Origin of the sequence: Virgibacillus oceani (assembly GCF_041521345.1) — a bacterium.
In the GTDB taxonomy this organism is placed as follows: domain Bacteria; phylum Bacillota; class Bacilli; order Bacillales; family Amphibacillaceae; genus Virgibacillus_N; species Virgibacillus_N oceani_A.
In genome coordinates, this window is sequence record NZ_JBGOHB010000006.1 from 155,650 (window position 1) to 170,629 (window position 14,980).

Annotated in this window: 15 protein-coding genes; 11 read left to right on the forward strand and 4 right to left on the reverse strand. The window is 39.2% G+C overall.

Translation table 11 applies throughout. From position 1 onward, the window contains the following. Positions 1-21: 21 nt before the first annotated feature. Both ACDX78_RS06800 and ACDX78_RS06805 read right to left on the reverse strand, forming a co-directional pair. On the reverse strand, positions 22-1,260 hold the full coding sequence (locus tag ACDX78_RS06800) for an MFS transporter (RefSeq protein ID WP_486026411.1): 1,239 nt from the start codon (positions 1,258-1,260) through the stop codon (positions 22-24). Further along, positions 1,250-1,825 (reverse strand): NAD(P)H-dependent oxidoreductase, encoded by a 576-nt coding sequence (locus ACDX78_RS06805; protein WP_486026413.1) that lies wholly within the window; start codon positions 1,823-1,825, stop codon positions 1,250-1,252. Before ACDX78_RS06805 ends, ACDX78_RS06800 begins: the two co-directional genes overlap by 11 nt. 125 nt (positions 1,826-1,950) lie before the next feature. On the opposite strand from ACDX78_RS06805, the gene ACDX78_RS06810 reads away from it, so the two are divergent. The 6 genes from ACDX78_RS06810 to sigI all read left to right on the forward strand — a co-directional run bounded on the left by ACDX78_RS06810 (position 1,951) and on the right by sigI (position 10,214). Continuing rightward, the gene (locus tag ACDX78_RS06810) at positions 1,951-2,862 is read left to right on the forward strand and encodes a LysR family transcriptional regulator (protein WP_486026415.1); all 912 of its coding nucleotides are present in this window, start codon (positions 1,951-1,953) and stop codon (positions 2,860-2,862) included. Positions 2,863-3,644: 782 nt separating this feature from the next. Further along, complete coding sequence (locus ACDX78_RS06815) at positions 3,645-5,405, forward strand: ABC transporter ATP-binding protein (RefSeq protein WP_486026417.1); 1,761 nt, start codon at positions 3,645-3,647, stop codon at positions 5,403-5,405. Then, positions 5,398-7,434, forward strand: a complete 2,037-nt coding sequence (locus ACDX78_RS06820) for an ABC transporter ATP-binding protein (protein ID WP_486026419.1) — start codon at positions 5,398-5,400, stop codon at positions 7,432-7,434. The genes ACDX78_RS06815 and ACDX78_RS06820 overlap by 8 nt, the downstream gene beginning before the upstream one ends. Positions 7,435-7,456: 22 nt before the next feature. Further along, the gene (locus ACDX78_RS06825; protein ID WP_486026420.1) at positions 7,457-8,272 is read left to right on the forward strand and encodes a S1C family serine protease; all 816 of its coding nucleotides are present in this window, start codon (positions 7,457-7,459) and stop codon (positions 8,270-8,272) included. 77 nt (positions 8,273-8,349) lie between these two features. Then, positions 8,350-9,066, forward strand: coding sequence for a PRC-barrel domain-containing protein (locus ACDX78_RS06830; protein WP_486026422.1), 717 nt, complete (start codon positions 8,350-8,352; stop codon positions 9,064-9,066). 416 nt (positions 9,067-9,482) lie between these two features. Next, positions 9,483-10,214: an RNA polymerase sigma-I factor gene (gene sigI, locus ACDX78_RS06835; protein ID WP_486026423.1), complete on the forward strand. Its 732-nt coding sequence runs from the start codon at positions 9,483-9,485 to the stop codon at positions 10,212-10,214. 67 nt (positions 10,215-10,281) lie between these two features. Here the strand turns inward: sigI and ACDX78_RS06840 are convergent, their stop codons facing one another. Further along, complete coding sequence (locus tag ACDX78_RS06840) at positions 10,282-10,518, reverse strand: YhdB family protein (RefSeq protein WP_486026425.1); 237 nt, start codon at positions 10,516-10,518, stop codon at positions 10,282-10,284. Between the two features lie 169 nt (positions 10,519-10,687). Here ACDX78_RS06840 and ACDX78_RS06845 point away from each other — a divergent pair, with 169 nt between their 5' ends. The 5 genes from ACDX78_RS06845 (at position 10,688) to ACDX78_RS06865 (ending at position 14,797) form a co-directional block, all read left to right on the forward strand. Beyond that, positions 10,688-11,398: a YhcN/YlaJ family sporulation lipoprotein gene (locus tag ACDX78_RS06845; RefSeq protein WP_486026426.1), complete on the forward strand. Its 711-nt coding sequence runs from the start codon at positions 10,688-10,690 to the stop codon at positions 11,396-11,398. Positions 11,399-11,582: 184 nt separating this feature from the next. Beyond that, positions 11,583-12,224: a class I SAM-dependent DNA methyltransferase gene (locus ACDX78_RS06850; protein WP_486026428.1), complete on the forward strand. Its 642-nt coding sequence runs from the start codon at positions 11,583-11,585 to the stop codon at positions 12,222-12,224. 14 nt (positions 12,225-12,238) lie between these two features. Then, positions 12,239-12,700 (forward strand): S-ribosylhomocysteine lyase, encoded by a 462-nt coding sequence (locus ACDX78_RS06855; RefSeq protein WP_486026430.1) that lies wholly within the window; start codon positions 12,239-12,241, stop codon positions 12,698-12,700. 27 nt (positions 12,701-12,727) lie between these two features. Then, positions 12,728-13,648 carry a PLP-dependent cysteine synthase family protein gene (locus tag ACDX78_RS06860; protein ID WP_486026432.1) on the forward strand — a complete coding sequence of 307 codons (921 nt, stop codon included), beginning with the start codon at positions 12,728-12,730 and terminating at the stop codon, positions 13,646-13,648. A 12-nt stretch (positions 13,649-13,660) separates the two neighbouring features. Then, positions 13,661-14,797 carry a bifunctional cystathionine gamma-lyase/homocysteine desulfhydrase gene (locus tag ACDX78_RS06865; RefSeq protein WP_486026433.1) on the forward strand — a complete coding sequence of 379 codons (1,137 nt, stop codon included), beginning with the start codon at positions 13,661-13,663 and terminating at the stop codon, positions 14,795-14,797. Positions 14,798-14,882: 85 nt separating this feature from the next. Here ACDX78_RS06865 and ACDX78_RS06870 read toward each other — a convergent pair. After that, the coding region (locus ACDX78_RS06870) for an IS3 family transposase (RefSeq protein WP_486026446.1) at positions 14,883-14,980 on the reverse strand (98 nt) is incomplete at its 5' end.

Here is a 14,980-nt window from a genome sequence, read left to right on the forward strand (position 1 = left end):
CTTCTTCCCTTCTATATAAACTTATGACTGTGACTGTACAACAGTAATTTCTTTCACTTTTGATTTAGACATGGAGTGATGGACAGAGATAAATAAGACAATGCCTATAAGCATCAGGCCACCCATTAAGATAAATCCAATACCTGCATGGGTAAAGTCAATTGCGAGACCAATGCTATAAGCTAAAACTGATTGTAACAATAGAGAAATTCCCATCCAGACAGACATAGATCGCCCCATGTACCTTTCTGATACCAATTGCATCAGGAGTGCATTCATTTGTATTCTTATGGACGAATTGGAAAGACCAATCAACATACTTCCTAAAAATAACCAAGTAACATGGTGTTGAAGGGCTAGAGATACCATTACCACGGTAGCAAGACTGAAGAACATCGCAATGGTATAGGCTTTAGTTAATTTCTTAACAATTGGAGCAGCTAAAAAACCTGAAAGTAATCCCCCGACCCCATAAAACATGTCTGCTGTACCGAAGACTACAGAATCGGCTTGTAATAAATCTTGAACATAACCCGGCAATATAACATTGAAAACCATGGTTGCAGTTAACGGGATGATGGAAACTAGTCCAAATAGGAATAACATTGGTTTGCTTTTTAAGTAACCAATTCCACTTTTGAAACTCTGTATAAAAGATTCCTCTTTTTCTTTAATATTGATTTTGGTACGGTAAGTGACACGCATTAAAAAGATACTACTAAGCAGAAATGCAGATGCATTCATGAGCAGAATGAACTCAAAACCAAAGTATTTGTAGAGAATTCCAGAGACAGCACCTGCGAAAAACATTCCGACCTGCAAACTAATCTCAATAAGCGAATTGCCATTCACAAGTTCCTCTTTTGTTAAAATCTCTTGGGTTAAGCTCCTTGAAGCAGACATATAGACCGTCCATCCAACACCGTTAATGATGGTGAAAAGATAAATATAAATCATGCTAAATCCATCGATAAAAAATATAAAAGTGATGGTAAAAATTAAGATGGCACGTATAACATGTGCCCAGAAAATGATTTGTTTTCGACTAAAACGATCCGTTAAGTAACCTACAAGAGGAAAACATAGAAATCCTGCCAAAAGATTAAGTGCTAATAAAAACCCGACTGCTGCAGCTGAACCTGTTTGATCAAGTACATACCAGTTTGCACCGATCGTACTCATGCCAACACCGAACCCTTGTATAATATCAGAAAGGAAAAAGTTTCTGAAATTCCTGTCTTTCAACATGTTAAAGAGCATTGCTTTCTTCTCCTTTGATGATATGACGTTGAAGGTAATCTTGTAATTGACTTTTATACTCTTTTAAAGGTGGATTTTTCATCGCTGAATAAATTGAAAAAGACGGTAAACGATTCAAACCGCAGTATTCAAATATTTTATATATGGTAGCTAATATCTGATCTTCGGAGTCCCCCTCTAAAAAGCTATCCTGACTCACGGTAACTACCTTTATATTCGCTCCCCATGTAACGGAAAGCATGTATTCTTTTTGAGTAAGTAAACCACCTCGCCCAAACCCCTTAGCCTTCTTAAAAAATACATCTGGAATAAACACATCATCGAAGTATTTTTTTAAATTGCCCGGAATACTAAACCAATAAATAGGTGTTTGTATGAGCGCAATATCTGTCCATTGAAATTTTCCAATTTCTTCTTTGATGTTATAACCTTTATAAATATTTGTTTCCTTCAGTTCAAAATGGGGATTTAATTTATCCCTGATGAGATCAATCATGTAATCTGTTAATTGCCCCCTTGTTCTTTGAAATACGTCATGACCATAAATAAGTAATAGATTTTTCATTTTGTCTTCCCCTCTCTCATGTTGTTTTTGAACTACATTTAGTGTAAACTAAGCCTATCGATTATAAAAGCTGATAATTTTGATGATATCAATCACTTTTATCGATTATTGAGAGGGAGATATATATGGAATATAAATATTTACAAACATTTTTAGTTGCCAGCGAAACCATGAACTTCACGAAAACGGCCGCCAAACTTCAATATGCTCAGTCCAGTGTCACGGCTCAAATCAAATCTCTGGAACAAGATCTGGAAACACCTCTCTTTGAGAGGCTTGGGAAGAAACTTGTTTTGACCCAGGCGGGAAGCCAATTAAAACGTTATGCCCACCAGATTGTTCACTTAACAGATGAAGCACGCACCGCAATTGATGCCGGGGAGAAAACAGGAACAATTATTGTAGGGGCACAGGAAAGCCAGTGCACGTATCGTTTACCTGAACTTCTTAAAGAATTTAAATCAAAATATCCACTTGTAAATTTGATTTTTAAACCTGCTCACTCTGACGAAAGTGCAACAGAGTCTTTGCTGCAGGGAGAATTAGATCTAGCTTTTATTATGGATACAAACAAAACAAATCCTTATTTAGAAACCAATCCTTTATTACAAGAGAAACTTATATTAATTGCTTCACCATCAAACACATTAGTTTCAAAACCTGCCGTACTACCAGGTGATTTACAAGAAGAAACGGTCTTATTGACAGAGAAAGGCTGCTCTTACCGGATTATGTTTGAACAAAAGCTTCACGAATATCAAGTATCACCGAAAAACACGCTTGAATTTGTAAGTCTTGAAGCTATCAAAAAATGCGTAATCGCCAATTTAGGAGTTGCTATGCTTCCAGAAATGGCCGTTGCGGAGGATTTAGAAGAAGGCTTATTAGTGGAATTAAATTGGGACGTAAAAATGCCCGTATTAACTACACAAATGGCTCTACACAAAAACAAATGGTTCACACCTCAATTACATGATTTTGCAGACCTGACAAAAACGTACTTTGCTGCAGAAATCGACCATTCATCTGCGGGGTGACCAAAAGTCATTTATCTACTGAATTGTGTCAAAAAACTTATATTACGCTAATGGCTTTTATATGCAAAAGGGGCGCTGGTCTTTTTACAGATTAGCACCCGTTTGATCTATGTTGGATTGAAAAGCTCTCTTATCGAGCTGTAAAGATTACAATAAGAGGTAAAGCTGGATTGTACGAAACTTTAGGTATTATTGACGACTATTTGTATTGTGGATATTTGCTTAGTAATTACTTAAACAACTTTTCCAAAGTAAAAAGCTTTTTTTGCCACGGAATCTTTAAAAGAACTTTGGATTAAATCGTGCTTCTGTTGTCTATTTCCAATTTATAAACGGTGTTTTGGTTCACTCTAACCGCAGTATTTTTTTATTAAAAATATTACTAAAATAAAAAAAGTGTTGACTTTAAAATTTTCCAATAATATAATTATCCTGGAAATGAAAAAGAATGGAGGGCGCGAATCATGCAAAATAATAATCAGCAATCCAAAAAAAACAACTTAATTATTTCTGTGGCCTTCCCGGGAAAGCTTTATTGATTTATTCATATGTATAGCTTCGGTGTAGGAAGGTCACCCATGCTGTGACCTTTTTAATATTTTCGGAGCTGGTGCACACTTTAATGTTTAGCCCGTTTAGAAAGTATAAAAAACTTGCATCGGCATTCACTTAAAGATTTGGTGAATGGCTGTTTTTTTATAATGCATACGTCAGTCATTGGCGTATGCATTTTTGCGTTTTATACAGTTTTTTAAAAGAGAGAGATAAAGAAGGTGAAAAGTATGTTTCAGGTTTTTAAGAAGCTTGACTGGTTTTTTAAATATTATTGGAAGAGGTATATATTTGCGATTATTGCCCTGATCGTGGCAAGTGCGATTGGTCTTATTCCTCCGCAAATTGTCGGGTTTACGATTGACCATATTCAATTTAATACGCTGACGAGCCAGCTTTTAACAGCAATCATTATGGCTTTTCTTGCATTGACTATTGCTCATTATGCGATTTCTTTTTTATGGGATTATACCCTGTTTGGCGGGGCGGCTATATTGGAAAGGTGGACCCGGAGCCGTTTGATGGATCATTTTCTCAGCATGACGCCAACTTTCTTTGGCAGATACCGGACAGGGGATTTGATGGCAAGAAGCACAAATGACCTTAAGGCGATTAGTTTAACGGCGGGTTTTGGGGTGTTAACACTGGTTGACTCGAGTATTTTTATGCTGATGATTGTGGCAATGATGGGTTTCACGATAAATTGGCAGCTCACCTTGGCGGCTCTCGTTCCGCTGCCGATCATGGCTGTAGTCATGCAGAAATACGGTGCTGCAATCCATGCCCGTTTTACGAAAGCACAGGATGCTTTTGGAGAAATGAATAATGATGTATTGGAATCCATCCGCGGTGTACGCGTGATCAGGGCATTTGTACAGGAAGAACAGGACAGTGCACGTTTTCAAAAAATGACGGAGGATGTATATGAGAAAAATATGGCGGTGGCAAGAATAGATGCTTTATTTGAACCAACGATGAAAATTCTTGTCGGTTTGTCCTACACGATCGGATTGGGGTATGGTGCATTTTTGGTGTTTGAAAACCAATTAACATTGGGCGACCTCGTTACATTTAATGTATATTTGGGGATGCTGATCTGGCCGATGTTTGCTGTTGGCGAGCTGATTAATATACTTCAAAGGGGAAATGCTTCCTTGGATCGGGTGAATCATACGCTTGACTATGAAGCGGATATAAAAGATACGGAGCTGCCGAAACAAGTTTCCAATGTTTATTCAATCCTTTTTGACAGCATTTCTTTTTCCTATCCAAATACGGAAAGAAAGCAATTAAAACAGTTTTCCCTAACCGTGAAACAAGGTGAAACCATTGGTGTGGTTGGAAAAACCGGGGCAGGAAAGACCACCCTGTTTAAATTATTGCTCAGACAATTCCCGGATGTGATAGGGAAGATTTATATCTCCGGAGTGGATTTACTGGATATCAGCCTGGATGAACTCCGCTCATGGATTGGCTATGTACCGCAGGATCAAATCATGTTTTCCAAAACAATCCGGGAAAATATCCAGTTCGGCAAACCTGGTGCCAGTGATGAGGAAATATACCGGGTTATGCAGCTTGCTCATTTTCTGGATGATATGAAACAGCTTCCGAACGGTCTGGACACTGAGGTGGGAGAAAGCGGTGTAACATTATCCGGTGGGCAAAAACAGCGGGTTGCGCTGGCAAGGGCATTTATTAAAAATCCGGAAATTCTTATTCTTGATGATTCCATGTCAGCAGTGGATGGCAAGACAGAGACAAGGATATTGGATCACCTAAGGAAAGAACGTAAAAATAAAACGACTTTTATTGCAGCTCATCGCATGTCTGCAGTGAAGCATGCAGACCACATTATTGTACTCGAAGATGGAGAAATAATTGAAGAAGGAAACCATAAAGAGCTGATGTCTATAAACGGCTGGTATAAAGAGCAATATAACCAGCAGCAGAAGGGCAGCCAGAGGGCGGAGGTGAATAAGGATGAATAAATCAACTGAAAGAAGGCTATTCGATTATGCTTTACACTATAAAAAAGGGATATTAATCGGATTTGTCTGTTTAATTATCTCGGTTGCCTTCGAGCTGGCAGGCCCTCTGATTGCAAAAACAGTTATTGATGACCATATTGTCGGTGTAGAGGGTGCCTGGCATGAAGTAGCTGTAGATAAAGACAGATATACTGTTCTATATGAGGGCAATTTCTATAAAAGAGAGAGCAGGCTGGATGAGGGTGATGAAACAATTGGTGACCCTGTTACTGTTATGCAGGTTGGCACCTCTTACTATTTTATTGATGAGCCGGTGCCATTAACGGGAAGCAGGGATGCAGAAGAGGATGGTACAGTAACGATCACTACGGCAGAAGAATCATTGACTTATGAAGGGGAGGAGCTATCTCTATTAGAAATCTATCCTTTCTTTCAGCCTGAACAGCGACCAATTTTGCTTTTATTAACCCTGTATATGGTATTGCTTTTATTATCTGGTTTCTTTCTGTATTTTGAGACATTTTTATTACAAAAGTCCTCGAATCAAATTGTTAAAAAAATGCGAAATGACTTATTTCAGCATACCCAGCGCATACCAATGGATTATTTTGTGGATCAGCCGGCAGGAAAGATTGTTGCCAGAATTACGAATGATACCGAGGCGATCAGGGATCTTTATGAAAGGGTATTGTCCATTGTACTGGCAAGTATTGTATATATGGCAGGGATTTTTGTCGCACTGTTTATTTTGGATACGACACTTGCGCTGATGGCTTTGGGGCTCATACCGATTATTTTTGTATGGATGAGGGTGTATAAGTACTTTGGTTCCAAATATAATAAAGTAATTCGTTCTACCAACAGTGAAATAAATGCAAATATTAATGAGGCGATCCAGGGAATGCAAGTTATTCAGGCGTTTCAGCAGGAAGATAAAACAAAAGAGGAATTTGAGGTATTAAATACACGCCATTATACATTTCAGAAAAAGCTGGTGAAATTAAGTGCAATTACCTCCTATAATCTAGTGACGGTTATCCGAAACCTTACGTTTGTAGCTTTTATCTGGTATTTCGGTTCCGGCTCATTTGAACCGGGTACAATAGTTTCTATCGGATTGCTTTATGCAGTTGTTGATTATCTAAACAGATTATTTGAACCGGTAACAGACATTATTAACCAGCTTCCATTAATTGAACAGGCAAGGGCTGCGGGCAATCGAGTGTTTGAACTGCTGGATCATGATGGAGAAGATGTTGTAAATGAAAAGGTGAAAAGATTTCAGGGTGAAATTTTGTTTGACAATGTAACATTCGCTTATGAGGAACCGGACTACGTGCTGAATAACATTTCGTTTCAAATTAAACCCGGTCAAACTGCTGCGTTTGCCGGGCATACGGGTTCGGGGAAAAGTTCGATTATGAATCTGTTATTCCGTTTTTACGACCCGCAGAAAGGGAAAATCACGATTGATGGCTGTTCCACAAAGGAATGGTCCAGACAGCAGGTCCGAAGTCACATGGGAATTGTTTTACAGGACCCATTTCTGTTTTCGGGGACCATTGTATCCAATGTAACCATGAATGACCCTGCCATTACGAGAGAGCGAGCCATTGAGTCTTTGAAAGCAGTCGGCGCAGACCGGTTTATTGAAAAACTGCCGAATAAGTACGATGCGGCAGTAACAGAGGGCGGCAGCACGTTTTCCCTCGGAGAAAGACAATTAATCTCGTTTGCAAGGGCACTCGCATTTGATCCGGCCATTTTAATTTTAGATGAGGCAACTGCTAATATTGATACGGAAACAGAAGTCGTGATTCAGCAGGCACTTGAAGTATTAAAGAAGGACAGAACGACGCTGGTGATTGCACATCGTCTATCAACTATACAGCAAGCTGATATTATTTTTGTACTGGAACGTGGTATGATAAAAGAACAGGGAAATCACGAAACATTGTTGCGTGATAAGGGTCTCTATTATCAAATGTATCAGATGCAGCAGGGCAGATTAGGTCAAGCCGCTGTATAATCGCTAAAGGCCGGGTGACCGTATGCAAAATGATGATCGAAAAGACCATGATATTATAGATGAGGATTTGTACGAGGAATTTGATGATGAAGAGCTTTATGAGCTTGTAGAAGAAGAGCGAAAAAAAGCACTGGAAAGGGCAAGGCGGGAAAAAGACGAGCAAAAGCCAAAGCGTCCCTTTCCCAAATGGGTGTTTTGGCTGATTGCGATTGCGATGGTGTTTAATGTTTTTGCGCTGGTACCACAGACGTTTTCCATTCCTGCCATTGATTTCCTGCAGACTTCTGCAAGGCTTTCCGGCCAGTATGATATCCAAACATATAAGGAATCGGTTGTTGTCGTGGAAACCATGGACTCCAGGGGAACAGGGTTTTCTATTTCTGAAGATGGAACAATCATGACAAATCATCATGTTATTGAAGGGGAGGAAGAGATAACGGTTGCTTTTCCGGAAATTGGGTTGTTTAGTGCAGAAGTGACCAAGCTATATCCCGACATTGATTTGGCTATTTTGGAAGTGGACGGGGAAGATTTGCCATACTTAACGCTGGCGGACGAAACGGAATTTGAGGAAAACGAAGAAATTTATTTTATCGGAAATCCATTGATGTTTAATGGAATTGCCAATGAAGGTACAATTTCTGGTTATACACACTTGAGCAGCTGGGACGAGCCCGTGCTTATGCTGGAAGCCCCAGTATACCGAGGGAATAGCGGCAGTCCGGTGATTAATCATGACGGGGAAGTGATTGGGGTTGTTTTTGCTACATTAAACCATGATATTGAAGGTAGAGTAGGTCTGTTTGTTCCGATTGATTATTACTACGAACGGAGATAATCTATTGCTGTCTTCGTTTACAGCAGAAAATCATAGGGTATGTATATTATATAAACTGCTAAAAGGAGGCGGTAAATATGTATGCATTCACTTCTGATTTAAAAACATATAATATTGAAGCGACAGATGGAGAGATGGGAAAGGTCCAGGATTTGTATTTTGATGATCATAAATGGGCCATACGTTATGCGATCGTGGACACGAGAAAGTGGCTTCCGGGAAGAAGGGTTCTTTTATCACCGGAATCATTTAAAGAAATAGAGAATCAAGAGAAAATACTGCATGTAGGGTATGATAAGGAGACAGTGAGAAACAGTCCTTCTGTACCTGAAAACAAAGCATTTACAAGAGATACGGAAAACACCTTAATCGGTTATTATGGCTGGAGCAGATACTGGATGGGCAGCATGCTTTGGGGTCCGGAAGACCGGCCGCTGGCTACATTTAACGTCCAGCCGCAACCAAGGCAGGTTAATGAGGAAGACGCAGTACCGTATGAAGAGAGACAATCAGAACTTCGCAGTGAAGATGAGTTAATTGACTGCCGTGTTCATGCGGATGATGGAAAACTCGGTCAGATTAAAGACATCATTTTTGATACCGACTATTGGAAACTGAGGTATATCGTGATCCAAAACAGTGAAAATTTCACGGAAGATGAGTATATACTATGCCCTGCGGAGGATATTGAATCCGTTGATTGGAACGGACGGGATGTTTACGTAAAAGGCGGAACCATTAAATTTAAAGAGAAACTTTATTACTCTGCAGATGACATTTTAAAAAGTGTTTAAATAGGAAAGAGGCTGTTCTATTTGATTATAGGACGGTCTTTTTTGTTTGATGAGTGGGTATGATGCCTTTACATTGAATTCTAGTCTTTTATCGCTGCACTGAGTCCCAACATTTGAATAATCTATCTCTGAAAGCTGAAAGAGCCAAGATAAATAGCCTCTGAATCATATTTGCATGCATCCATCTATTTATAACGAAAAAGAACAAAATCTTAGTTAACTCAATTATATTTCAAGTTTCACTCATCAAGTAAATATATTTTAAACAGATTGTTATCCGAATGTGATGGTATTACCGGCCATTGTAGGTTAAGATAAATCAAAGCTGACAAGCTTGTATAAAAAACTTTTCAGGTTTAACAAGCTTATCTGCATAAAAACAGAGAAAAAATTGAAGATAGCCGGAGGTGATTCCCTTGGTGGTAAGCGAACCTTTAAGAAGTATTTCATTGGAGGAAATGATTATATCGGCACAGCAAGGTGATGGATCTATTCAAAACTTTCTGCTGCATTCCTATCAGCCATTTATCGCCACCTGTGTTTCTGAAGTGTGCAAACGATTTATAGACCCAAAAAAAGATGATGAATTCAGTATCGGATTGTGGGCATTTAATGAAGCAATTTTATCCTATACCCCTGATCGGGGATGTTCCTTTCTATCTTTTGCTAAGCTTGTAGTTAAGCGCAAAGTCATTGACTATATCCGTTATATTAAGCGAAAACAGCCTTTTTTTTCACTGGATGAAACCTATGATGCGGAAAAAATGGAAAATCCAAGAGAAATAACAGCTGTGAAAAATAGATATATGCAAGAGCAAGACTGGATAAAACTTAAAGAAGAGCTTATGGAATATAAAGAAAAGCTGGGTATGTATAAGCTGTCACTGAAAGAGCTGACAAAAATAGCACCTAAACACCGGGATGCTCGAGAATCGGCAGTTCATACTGCGAGGATCCTTTATCAAGATAGCACTTTGCGTACATATGTATACCGAAAGAAAAAGCTGCCGATCAAAGAGTTATTGAAAAAAGTGGACGTGAGTAAAAAAACATTGGAACGAAATAGGAAATTTATTCTGGCCGTTTTTGTTGTTTTCGATGAAGATTATATTTATATAAATGATTATTTAAAAAGAATAGGAAAATAACTGGTAATCAGAAAGGAAAGGGATGCTCCTTTCCTTTCTGTGATGGAAATGGCAGAGAGTAGTGTTTTTAAACCTTCATCACCATGCTTGGGTCCTGTTTCATTGCATGGTCTAAATAAAAAAGAAGGCTATCGTGGGAATCAATGATTGTGCTTTGATCCAGCGAGTAGTGATAAGCGTTCAGGAAGTACTGGATTTTTTTTGAAAGCAAATCGTCATTTGTGCGTACCATTAATACGAGTAAATCATCCCATTGCCCCCAAAGTGTATAATACAATGCTTTATCGTAGTCAGGTATATCCATATTTCCCCTCCTTAAAAAGAATAAGGGTCATTACCTATTGTATCCCTAAGTTATATATATTGTCGTAAACAAATATGGTGTTATTACCATAAAAAGGATTTTGTTTCTCTTAAGAATAATTATAAAGCACGGTTGCATACTAAAACCAAACTCGTAAGGAGGGTAAAAAATGAAATGGAAACTTTTTAGTGTGTTATCTGTGCTTGTCCTTGCACTTGCGGGATGTGCAATGGATGGAAATAATCAAGATGGTACAATGGGTGATAATGGGGATAACAACAATGTAGAGCAGACTCGTATCAATGATACAAACGATGGAATGAATGATACGCGGGATTACGGCATGAGAAGAACTTCAGAGCGTGAGCAAGAACGTGATGATACCAATCGTAACAACAACAACAATTACGAGGTTGCAGATGAAGCAGCAGACAAGATAACCGAACAGGTGGATGAGATTGATCGTGCTTATGTGCTTACGACGGAAAATAATGCATATGTAGCTGCCGGACTTGACGTTGATCGTTCAGACAGAAATGATCGTGATGGCCAAGGTGCGGAAAATAATCAAAACCGTCATACCAATGATGGAAATGATCAGGACGCACAAAACAAAACAGAAAATCTAAGCCGTAACAATCCTAATAATGAAAATAACGATCGTTTTGATGATCAGCTATCCGATGATGTAAAGGAAGAAATATCAGAAGTTGTACAGTCTGTTGACAGTGACATCGACAATGTATATGTTACAACAAACCCAGACTTTTTCGATTTAACGAATAACTATGCAGATGATATAAATAATGGAGAGCCTGTTGAAGGTTTCTTTGACCAAATTGGAAATGCGATTGAGCGTTTATTCCCGCAGAACAGATAATACCTTAAATGCTTTTTGGGTCAGACTCCCATCGCTTAACGTTTCAACGTTATAGTGTAGGCGGGAGTTTGACCCATTTTATTTCCTTTCATAAATAAGTAACATATAGTATGCTTATACATATAATTCATACTATCCATAGTTATTTACTGTGATTAAATAAATAAGAGTGGGGTTGAATGAAATGGGCAGGGAATTTCTTCATATTTTCGATGGATGGGCAGATACGTATGATGCTAGTGTGACAGGCCATGATGCACAGTATGCCAAAGTATTTGAAAACTATGATGGGATATTAAAAGCGGTAGTGGAACATGCCAATCCCGGTACTATTCTCGAATTTGGGGTCGGAACCGGTAACCTAACGGAAAAATTGCTGGAAGCAGATAATCATGTTATCGGAATTGAACCTTCCGATGCGATGCGGGAAATGGCGAAAGAAAAACTTCCTGCACTTCATTTATATACAGGAGATTTCATTGATTATCCAAAGGTGGAAACACCGGTGAACACCATTGTAAGTACATTTGCATTCCATCATTTAACAGATTCCGAAAAAGAAATTGCCATTAAACAGTTTGCGAAACAACTGACGCAAAATGGAAAAGTGGTTTTTGGTGATACGATGTTTACATCTGATATACACAGAATGTCTGTGATCAAGGAAGCGAAAGACAATGGTTATTTTGAATTAGCAGCGGATTTGGACCGGGAATATTACCCGACGATTGAACTATTGCGAAACATTTTTACTTTACATGGATTTGAGGTAACATTTAGGCAGATGAATGATTTTGCCTGGCTTGTAGTGGCAACTAAAAAATAAAGGAGAGGTTACGAATGGCTGAAAAAATGAATGTGGAAAGCTTTAATCTGGATCATACAAAAGTAAAAGCACCGTACATTCGACTTGTTGGTGTTACTGAAGGTGAGAACGGAGATAAAGTGTATAAATACGATCTTCGTTTTAAACAGCCAAATAAAGAGCATATGGAAATGGCTGGCTTACATTCCATTGAGCACTTAATGGCAGAAAATGTCCGAAATCATATCGATAATGTCCTTGATATTGGCCCAATGGGATGTCAGACAGGATTTTACTTTGCCATTTTAAATAATGACAGGTATGAAGATGTTGCGCAAGCTTTGGAAAAAACGCTGAACGATGTGCTTAAAGCGGATGAAGTACCTGCTTGCAATGAAGTTCAATGCGGATGGGCTGCTAACCATAGTCTGGAAGGTGCAAAAGAGATTGCCCGCGATATGTTGAATAATAAAAACGGCTGGCATGAAGTATTTTAAATTAGTAAGAGATAATGAGGAGAAATCATGACATTATATCATTCCACCCATGAGTTAATTGGAGATACCCCTTTACTGGAAATAACCAAATTTTCTATTCCTGAAGGGGTCCGTTTATTTGCCAAGCTTGAATTTTTCAACCCAGGAGGAAGCGTAAAAGACAGACTCGGGGTTGCATTAATTGAAGATGCTTTAGCAAGAGGTGTACTGAAAGATGGCGGGACCATTATTGAACCAACGGCTGGAAACACCGGTATCGGACTGGCTCTGGCGGCACTTGATAAAGATCTTTCCGTCATCTTTTGTGTACCGGAGCATTTCAGTCAAGAAAAGCAAATGATTATGAAAGCTTTGGGTGCAAAAATTGTTCACACGCCAAAAAATCAAGGAATGGTTGGGGCTATTGAGAAGGCAAAAGAGCTTGTAAGCGAAATTCCAAATAGTTATACCCCTCATCAATTTCAAAACGCAGCTAACCCGGAAACATACTTTCGGACAATTGCACCGGAAATCTGGAATGATCTAGATGGCCATGTAGATGTTTTTATTGCAGGTGCAGGGTCAGGTGGTACTTTTACTGGCAGTGCGAAGTATTTTAAACAAAAGCATCCGCATGTAAAAACGGTTATTGTTGAACCTGAAGGCTCGATTATAGCAGGTGGTGAACCAGGCCCTCATCGTACAGAAGGGATTGGTATGGAATTTTTACCGGAATATATGGAGCCCGATCATATGGATGAAATTCATACGGTAAGTGATAATGATGCGTTTCGGCTTGTGAAAGAACTCGCGGAAAAAGAAGGACTGCTCGTAGGAAGTTCCTCAGGTTCTGCTATGTTTGCAGCCTTGGAGGAAGCAAAGGCTGCCCAGCCGGGTACGAACATTGTTACTATCTTTCCGGATGGCAGCGACCGTTATTTAAGCAAAAATATTTATTCAGTGGAGTGAGGGGAGAACAAAATGCGGGATAAAACAAAAATGATTCATGGCGGCATTTCCGGGGATAAGGAGACAGGTGCAGTTTCTGTTCCTATCTACCAGGTAAGCACATATAAGCAGGATGGTGTAGGGAACCTTAGAGGTGGCTACGAATATTCAAGAACAGGAAATCCAACAAGGCATGCACTGGAAACGGTCATCAGTGATTTGGAAAATGGAAAATCTGGCTTTGCGTTCGGCTCCGGCATGGCTGCGATTACTTCTGTTATGATGCTGTTAGAATCAGATGATCATATTGTTATGACAGACGATGTTTACGGCGGGAGTTACCGTCTGATGGCAAATGTATTGAATAGATTCAAGCTGGAGCATAGTTTTACCGACACGAGCGATCCGGCAAAAGTAGAAGAAGCCATTCAAGAAAATACGAAAGCTTTATTTATCGAAACGCCGACAAACCCGCTGTTAAAAATAACAGATCTTAAAAAGATGAAGGAAATCGCTCATAAGCACAATTTGCTTCTCATTGTCGATAATACGTTTGCCACACCTTATTGGCAGAAGCCGTTGGACTTTGGTGCAGACATTGTTTTGCATAGTGCCACGAAGTATATTGGCGGACATAGTGATGTTGTTTCCGGTTTAGTTGTAGTGAAAACTGAGGAGTTAGCTGAGCGTCTTCATTTTATTCAAAATTCTGCTGGAGCTGTACTCGGACCGCAGGATTCCTGGCTGTTAATGCGCGGTATCAAAACACTGGCTTTGAGAATGGAAGCCATTGAAGAAAATACGAAAAAGCTTGTACAGTTTTTGAAAAACCATCCTCAGGTGTCGACTGTCTATTATCCTGGATTGGAAGACCATCCTGGACACGACCTCGCTAAAAATCAGGCAGGCGGATTTGGCGGAATGATCTCTTTTGATGTTGGCAGTGAGGAAATGGCTGATAAATTACTGGAACGCGTAAATTATTTTATATTGGCAGAAAGTCTTGGCGCAGTGGAGAGTTTGATTTCCGTACCGGCGAAAATGACCCATGCGTCCATCCCTGCTGATCGCAGAAATGAGCTTGGGATTACCGATGGACTTATTCGGGTTTCTGTCGGAATTGAAGATGCGGAAGATTTAATTGATGATTTAAAACAGGCTTTGGAATAAGGCAATATTTCCTTTGGATTGAATGCAAATTTAAATAATGAAAAACGGCTGGGCTGGGTGGTTACCCCTAAAAGTTAGAGTTTTATTATGCAGCTGATTGGCTGGGTTGAGTTCTGTATTCTACTGGACTTAATCCAGCCAATTTTTCTTTTGATCGTTCATGGTTGTACCAGTAGATATATT